General features: G+C 49.6%; 6 protein-coding genes. 5 read left to right on the forward strand and 1 reads right to left on the reverse strand.

Annotated elements, in window-relative coordinates; translation table 11 throughout:
• Window positions 1-46 precede the first annotated feature (46 nt).
• From Q7P41_RS04650 to Q7P41_RS04670, 5 genes are all read left to right on the forward strand, one after another.
• On the forward strand, window positions 47-2185 hold the full coding sequence (locus Q7P41_RS04650; RefSeq protein ID WP_213698333.1) for a TolC family protein: 2139 nt from the start codon (window positions 47-49) through the stop codon (window positions 2183-2185).
• Complete coding sequence (locus Q7P41_RS04655) at window positions 2182-3231, forward strand: HlyD family secretion protein (protein WP_213698332.1); 1050 nt, start codon at window positions 2182-2184, stop codon at window positions 3229-3231. Before Q7P41_RS04650 ends, Q7P41_RS04655 begins: the two co-directional genes overlap by 4 nt.
• Before the next feature lie 22 nt (window positions 3232-3253).
• Complete coding sequence (locus Q7P41_RS04660; protein WP_303882526.1) at window positions 3254-4657, forward strand: diguanylate cyclase domain-containing protein; 1404 nt, start codon at window positions 3254-3256, stop codon at window positions 4655-4657.
• Window positions 4650-5999: a glycosyltransferase gene (locus tag Q7P41_RS04665; RefSeq protein ID WP_213698330.1), complete on the forward strand. Its 1350-nt coding sequence runs from the start codon at window positions 4650-4652 to the stop codon at window positions 5997-5999. The genes Q7P41_RS04660 and Q7P41_RS04665 overlap by 8 nt, the downstream gene beginning before the upstream one ends.
• Window positions 6000-6179: 180 nt before the next feature.
• On the forward strand, window positions 6180-7379 hold the full coding sequence (locus Q7P41_RS04670) for an HD family hydrolase (protein ID WP_213698329.1): 1200 nt from the start codon (window positions 6180-6182) through the stop codon (window positions 7377-7379).
• A gap of 32 nt (window positions 7380-7411) precedes the next feature.
• Here the strand turns inward: Q7P41_RS04670 and Q7P41_RS04675 are convergent, their stop codons facing one another.
• Entirely contained in the window at window positions 7412-8386 is a 975-nt protein-coding gene (locus Q7P41_RS04675) for a proline iminopeptidase-family hydrolase (RefSeq protein WP_273702164.1), read from the reverse strand.
• Window positions 8387-8449: the final 63 nt, after the last annotated feature.

Consider the following 8449-nt stretch of genomic DNA (forward strand, 5'->3'; position numbering starts at 1 on the left):
TTTTAATATACTATTTTTACACTCCATTTGATAAGGAAGAGCCGGTTTGAGTACAAAGAAAGCATATTTCAAGTTTCACATTTTATGTTTGGTGTTGTTTCTTATGTTTTGGCCCTTCTGCTCCAGGGAGGCCAGCTGGGCAAGTTCCCATGAGCAAGAGCTGCCTCCCCTGGAGGAGCTGGAACCCCTTGTGCAGGAGGGGCCTGAGGTTCTTTCTTCGCTTGCTCTCCTGAACGAGAACATGCACATCCTAGAGGCCGAGAAGGACTCCATAGGCCCCAAGTTCTACATAAATGCCACCTATGGATACAACGACGAGCCCCAAAGCGAGACCTCCGACGAGAACATCAATTACCAAAAGCTGACGCTGAAATCCTGGGTCTCCTTCCCCATACTGGGCACCTGGAACGGCGAAAAGATCAAAGTGCTCAAGGCCGAGATGGAAAGGCTGAAGGGCGAGGCTTTGCTGCGCAAGGTCCTTGAAACCAACCTCACCAGCCTGCGGAAGGCCTACATCGTACTATGGGCAGAATGCAGGAAGGAAGAGGCAATAAAAGAATTTCTTGCAGGAGAAGAGGAAGCGAGGAAAGTTTTGAAGGCCCGCACGGAAAAGGGGCTCCTGCTGGAAGCAGACCGCCTTGAGTTTATGTCTGCCTTTGAAATGGCCAAGCGGGACCTGGAAAGCGTCCAGATGAAAAAGTCCCAGGCTCTGGGTACCATACGCCTTGCAACCGGCAGGTCTTGGAAACTCGGAGCCAAATGTCCCAATCCCACATTGCCCGGCCCTATCAAGGACCCAATGACTCTCTACGACAACATCCCGAAACTAGCGGACCTATACTACAAGGATCAGGCCCTTGAGCTAAGGGAGCAAATAGCCCAACTATCGGGCAAGCTCGAGAAAGAAGGGAATATAGACCTGGGAGTTGCAGTGGGAAAGGACTTCCCCGGCGGGACGGGAAGCGGCGCGTATATTTCGGCTACGATAAAAAACCCCTTCCGCTCCTTGAGGGACGATAAAGACCCCGCCAAGCTCGCCGCCGAAGAAGCCCTAAAAAAAGAAAAACAAGAGAAGATAATAACCCAAATAACCTTGGAGAACGACCTTAACAGGATACTGGGCCTTAGACGGTACGCGATAAAATCCATAGATGCCAATGAAAAGCGCCTTGAAGCCGCCAAGGAGGCCATAAGGGAAAACCTCCTGCGCCATGAAAAAATACCGGGGGACACCTTTGAGCAACTCCTGAAAAGCCGCTACAACTACCTCAGAACCTACTTGGACTTTGTAGACGCCCAAAGCCTTTTGCTTCAAACCGAGGCGGAGCTTGCCATATTTGCATATCCCGTGACATTGGACAACATAAATGAAAAGCTGCCCAGGTACTTTCCCCTGGCAGAGCAAAATTCCTTAACTTTCCCCTTCAGGCTTTCTGCCTATGTTTGGGATCCATCGGCACTGCTCGATTCAAAAACCCGAACCAGCGAGCTTGATAAGTTGGCCTCGGAGGGCTTCAGCCGGGTGCTTTTGTCCTTCAGCAAAGCCGAGCTTAACTTCCTCAAAACCCCCCAAGGGAAAAGTGCTCTTTTAAACCTCATAGAAGAGTGCAAAAGTCGCGCTATGGATGTGGAGCTTCTTTTGGGGGACCCCTCCTGGCTCTTGGAGAAACACCGGCCAAATCTCTTGGAGATAATAGGCTTCATGAGCCAGTTTCCCTTTGATGGAATCCATCTGGACATAGAACCCGACTCTCTGCCTGACGCTGCAAAGAACAGAAAGGCCCTGACGCAAAAGCTCGTGGATACCACAAAGGAAGTATTAAGCGCTTCGGACTTTCCCGTTTCTCTGTCAATTCATCCTAGGTACCTGGAAGGTGAATTGGGACAAATCGCTGGGAAGGGGCTTGCGGGAATCGGCGTTGAGTACGTAGCGGTGATGATATACTCCTCAAACGCCGAAAAAACCGCAAAGCGCATGGAAGCCATAATGAAAAGCTTTCCCAACATGAGGTTTGCCCTGGCCCAGAGCGTAGAACAAAACCTTTCCCCACAGGAAAGCTACGGAACAAAAGGCAAAGCCGCGCTCAAAGAGGCCCTGCACTACATGAACAAAAAGCTCCAGTCGTCCCAGTTTGAGGGCTTTATCATACAATCATGGAAAGAGTATAAGGAGATGAAACCGTGAAAGTAAGATTCCAATCTCCCAAGAGCAAAAATCCAGACGCCAAAGACGGCCTAAAGATGCCTTACGCACCAGCCAAGAGGGTCTTCCCCAAGTGGCGTTGGTTTTTGGTGGTGCTGATCGTCTGCAGCCCCTTTTTGTACTTCTTGTTCAAGATAGGAAGCGGCCTGTTTTTTGCCATCTCCCCTGGAAACATCGAAATGGAAAGAGTAGCCGTTACTGCTCCTCGCCCCTGCGTGGTGGAAGCCGTCTTGGCCAAAGAGGGTAAGGCCGTAAAAGAAGGGGACGTACTGTTCTCCATAAAGCCCACTGTCCAACCTGAAAGACTCCAACTGCTCAAGGCTGAAAGAGACGCCCTTTTGGAGAACTATCCCCAACCCGACGACGCATCAAAACTCAAGGAGCTATTGGCGTTGGCAAAGCAAGAAGTAGACTACAGAAGGAAGATCCTAAAAGACACCGAAGAGCTGTTCAACAAGGGAGCAGCCACACGGGCAGAGCTCAACCTGGCCCAAAGCGCCTTTGCGTCGGCATGGGCAAACTACATAAGGCAAAAAGACGAATTAAACAAGATGGAAGATGCAAAGGACCCCCAGTACGAGGTGAGGCTGAGGCAGCTAGAGGCCGAAATAAAGCTTCTTGAGGAAGGAGAACGTCCCATCGAAGTCCGTTCTCCCGTAGATGGACTGGTCACGGAAATCTTCGTCGTGCCCAACCAAACCGTGGCGCAGGGGGGGTTGTTGGCCAGCATGGTGGACACCAAAACAGCAGCTTTGGTGACTTACGTGGAGCCCCAGGACCTTCATTTCGTATCTCCGGGAAGGCCGGTGACGTTGAGATTCCCCGGCGGGAAGATCGTAAAAGCCAAGGTCAAGGAGATACCCACCACTGCCCAGGCGCTGCCTTATGAGCTTAGGACTCCCTTCAGCGAAAACCAAATAGCGGTGAAGGTAATCTTGGAGCCCACAGAACCCATACCAGAAGATTTGATGGTGGAAGGGCTTCCCTTCTCTGCCCACTGGGGATTCCACCTAAAATTCTGGGAATGAGACCAAAGGAAGTGAGCCGGAAATGACTGAAAAAGATATAAAATTTATCCGCTTCGCCCTCGCGGAGAATCCTTGCCTCAATAGGTACGAAACGGTTAGGGACGTACACTCCATAGAGGAACTAACGCAGGTTATGGAGGATGCCGACGCCTTCATAATAGACGGTTCAGAACCTGAGGAGCTGGCATGCCAAGTTTCATGCACCATACGAAGCAATCCTTCATCGTGCGCCAAGCCCCTGTTTACGACTTCGGCACTGCCGGAAAAGATAGCCCTTCTGTGCGACGGGGAAATATCCTCAATGGAGGAGGCCGTAAAAAAGGCCTCGCAGATATTGAACCGGCTGAACGAAGCCAACCAGGATGCCCTCAAAGAAAGCCCCGACTTCCGGCTGATGGCCTATTTGTACGCCAGGCCCAGCATGCAAATAAAGCCCCTACTCGAACCCTTTACACCCCATGCCTACAGATATCCCTTAGCCTCCTGTCTCAGCGAGGATCCGGCCATGGGCGAGGAGTGGCTAGGTTTTCTCAAGCAGAAAGGGCTGTTAGAGTTCGGAGACCTGATAGACCGTATAAGGCTCTGCCCCAGGTGCGAGACGTCCCACCTGAACTACATCGATATATGCCCCAACTGCAGCAGCCTGGACATAGTCAGGAAGGAGTTCATTCACTGCTTTACCTGCGGAAGGGTGGGACCGGTTGAGGATTTCCTCCTGGAGGATCACCTGAGATGTCCCTTCTGCCACACAAGGCTCAGGCATCTAGGAGAGGATTACGACCACCCCATGGAGAGCCATTCCTGCAATGATTGCGGCCATCGATTCATAGACCCCGATGTGGTCGTTGACTGTTTCAACTGCAGAACGCGATCTGACACCGACGAACTTATAATAAAGAACATATACGGTTTCAAAATAACCAACAAGGGCAAAACCGCCGCGCGGGTGGGCACCATGGAAGACGTATATAGCATATTCGACAGCCTCAATTACATGGCTCCTCCCTATTTCAGCAAGCTCATGAACTGGCTCCTTGATCTCCACAAAAGGTACCCCCAGGACAACTTTTCCGTGGTGGGAATTTACATATCCAATCTTCCCGACATCGCCCTAAAACTTGGAAGGGAAAAGACCTTGCGGCTTGCAAACGAGATAGCTAGAAGGTTAAGGCAGTTAATAAGAGGAACCGACGTCTCGATGAGGACATCCATAAACAACCTGTGGCTTCTTTTGCCCAAGACCGACAAGGCCGGAGCCAATGTGCTCGCTGAGCGGATAAAAAACCTAAGTTCGTTAATAGATATCGATTACGAGGGCACATTGGAGTTTAAAATCGCCCTATTCTCCACTCCCGACGACCTTATGGACGCAGACGATGCGGAAAGGATCCTAGCAAGGTTGTCTGGGGAGTTGGGCAATGAGTAGTTTTTTTGCTCAGGTTCTCGACATATTAATAGTACTTTTGGGTGACCCCTTCTCCGCCAAGACGTGGCAGGTCATATTTCAGTTCATACCCTTTGTGCTCTTTTTTGAGGTGCCGGTGTACCTTTTGGTGACCCTGGGCATTCTGAAGTACGGCCTGATACGAATGAGCGAAAAATACACCCAAGATAGAAATTTCCCGTCTGTCTCCTGCATAATAACCTGCTACAGCGAAGGGGAGGGGGTAAAAAGGACCATTCAGACATTGGCGGAGCAGTTCTACCCCGGACTCATTCAGATAATAGCGGTCATAGATGGTGCAGCGCAAAATCAAAAGACCTACGAAGCAGCCAAATCCATGGAGAACGTAGTAAGCAGGATACCCAAAAGAAGCTTGCTCGTGCTTCCAAAGTGGAAAAGGGGAGGTAGGGTCTCATCCCTCAATGCGGGGCTTGCCGTCGCCAGAGGAGATATAGTAATGGCCTTGGACGGAGACACCTCTTTCGACAACAACATGGTGGAGCGGGCAACACGGCACTTCGAGGATCCAGACGTAGCATGCGTCGCAGGCTCCCTAAAGGTCCGAAACATACGAAAGAGCCTGGTTACCAGGCTTCAGGCCATAGAGTACTTCTTCTCCATACAGGCCAGCAAGACAGGGCTGAGCGCCTTCAACATGGTCAACAACATCTCTGGAGCCTTCGGCGTCTTCAGGAAAGATGTGCTAAAGGCAGTCATGGGGTGGAGCACAGGCAGCGCGGAGGACCTGGACTTGACCTTGAGGGTAAAAAACTATTTCGGACGATACAAGAACATGAAGATAGTCTTCGACCCCGAGGCCGTGGGGCTCACCGACGTACCTGAGACCTTCAGGGATTTCTTCAGGCAAAGGCTGAGATGGGATGGAGATCTATCTTATATATATTTCAGGAAGCATTGGATGTCCTTTAACCCCAGGCTTGTGGGGTGGAAAAACTTCATAGCTCTCCTTTGGACTGGCCTTTTGTTTCAGATAGTCATGCCCTTTGCAATAACGGGATACTTAACGTACCTTGCGGTGGCCTTCCCTGTTTCCTTTGCCCTGGGAATAATGGCGCTAGTGTACTTGTTCTACCTAAGTGTCACCGCTTTTTTCTTCATTATCTTCGTGCTGGTATTGTCAGAAAGGCCCTGGCAGGACATGAAGCTCTTTCCGTGGATAGTCTTTATGCCCCTGTTCTCCATGATAAACCGAGTCCACAACGCATTTTCCACCCTATGGGAGATCTTCGGCAAAGCCCACCAGGATACGTCCATGGCTCCTTGGTGGGTAATAAAAAGACGGGAAAAAACCGACGAAACATAAAAAATCCCCTTAGGGATCTGGTCTTTGTTTTTGGCGTTTTTGACCTCTTCCTTTAAAAAATTTTCCTTATTATAATATGCCTCTTGTTTAGGCTTCGTTGCTTTGAAGTTTTTCCATAAAGAAAACTTCCCCTCATGCTAAAATTAGTCTGAAGATCTACCTTGGAAAGAGGTCGATATCATGGCACGAAGCCTTATCTCCGCGTTAAAAAGGCTCATGAGCATGCAGCGATGGAACTTTTTGCCCCGCATTGAGACATGGACAGAGGCGGAAAACGCAGCATACGTCGCCCACCTTGGATACGCAATAGCCAAAGAGATGAACAAAGATGACGAGTTCGTCAACCACCTTATATTGCGGGCACTGCTTCAATCATTCACCAAGTTCGAGATATCGGATATCCCAAGGCACACCATAGAGTCCTTGGAAAGAATACCGGTGGAGGACAACAAAAAAGGCACAAACTACTACGAAATCCTACGAGATGACGCAGCGCGCAAGATCGCTCCACTGTTTCCAAGACCCATAGGGGGAAAGCTTTTGCCGTACATGAAGGCAAAGCTAAAGCTCGAAGATGAATCAACTGCCCAAGACATAGACCATATCTTCAACTACTGCAAAAGGAAGGCAGCCCTTGAGGAGTGCCTCACCAACGGCAAAATATACAAAGAAGCCTACGAAAAACGCGAAGAAGAGATCCGAAGAAGTATAAAAGAAATTCCCCATTACGAAGAATACGAGAAAATAGCAGAAAGCCACAGAGAGTACTTTATCACCGTTCGCAACCTCAAATACCTGATCCGCTGGAACCGCATAAAGCGCACCCTGGAAAGCAGCGTACTAGCTCACACCTACGTGGTCGCCCTGCTGGCAGCGGTATATTCCCTCTACGAAGAAAGGATGTTCGCCCCCATATATGGACCGGATATCTTCAAGGAAAAATTCCACATTGAATCTGTTCTGCTCTCTCTCTTTCACGATATCCTGGAGAGCCTGACGGGGGACGTGATCTCTCCGGTGAAACAGAGAATAAACGAACTTGGCACTTCAAAGGAAGGCCGACCCCTTTGGGACATAGTTGAGGATAAACAGCGAAAGGTCATAAAAGAGACCATGCCGCCCAAAGTCAAAGAGGACGTAGAAAAGAAAAGACTTTTGGACGAACTGAGCACGGAGAAGTCCTTCTCAGTGAGCTCCTTCACCAAGCAATGCGACATGCTTGCCTTGGTTATCGAGTGTATCCTGGAGCTGGAGAACAACCCGGCCATACCGGAAATGCAAACCACGGCCACCAACTACCTTGAGCAGCTAAAGACCTCCGAATGGTTTTCACTGCGCCAACTGGCCCAGGAAATTAGCATGGAATACGGAAATATTTAGGGCCTGCCCTCAATCGAGCAGGCCCTAAATATTTACTTTTCGTTCTTCTCCATGAACTTGGATATCACTGCATTGAATTCCTCAGGACTTTCCAAGTGATGGCAATGCGAGGCGCCTTTCACTATGTAAAGCTCCGCTCCAGGCACTAGGCTTTGATAGTATTTAGCCGTCTCCGGACGGGCTTCGTCAAATTCCCCACAGGTGAAGAGAACTGGTAGTTTAAGCTCCTTAAGCTTGTCGATTACTTCGTGGTTTTTAAGCGTCCCGGTTGAAGTAAACTCACTCGGCCCCCACATGTAGTTGTAGACTTCATATCCCATGGTATCAAAGGCTTTGAGCAAGCTCTCAGGCCATGGATCCAACCTGCAGAAGAAGTTTTTATAAAACACGTCCATGGCTTTGAGGTACTCTGGGTTGTCATAATCGCCCTTGGCCTCCGCTTCCTCCACTATTTTCTGTATGTCTTGTGGTAAAGTTTTAAGCAACGACTTGGCATCGGAGATCCATCTCGGGGTGCTCATGAAGGGCCCTGCCAGTATGAGGCTTTGAACCCCCTCAGGGTTCTTGCGGGTCATATACTCCACTGCCAACATAGACCCCCACGAATGCCCAAGAATATGCACCTTATCAAGGCCAAGGGCATCCCTTACAGCCTGCACCTCGTCCACGAAACGTTCTATGGTCCATAACGACTTGGTATCCTTCTCCTCAGTTATGGAGTTGCCGCAGCCAAGTTGATCATAAAAAATAACCGGCCTGCTGCTTGCAAGAGCTTCGAGAGATTCTAGATAGAAATGGGTCATCCCCGGGCCACCGTGCAAAACTAATAGAGGAACCCCTTGCGCATCTAGCCCCGCCGCTCGGTACCACACCTTGCCCCCTTTGACATTGATAAACCCCTCTTTGGCTGTGACGGTTACACTAGCAAATGCCGCTGAAAAAGCTACAAGAACCATGATAATCGCTAACAAGAGAAGGATGAACGGGCCTGCTTTCTTGTCCCACATGATAATCACCCTCCTATTTTAGAACTTAATATCTGCTTGCGAATATATATTATACTATTTTGT

The sequence above is a fragment of the Acetomicrobium mobile genome (assembly GCF_937920065.1).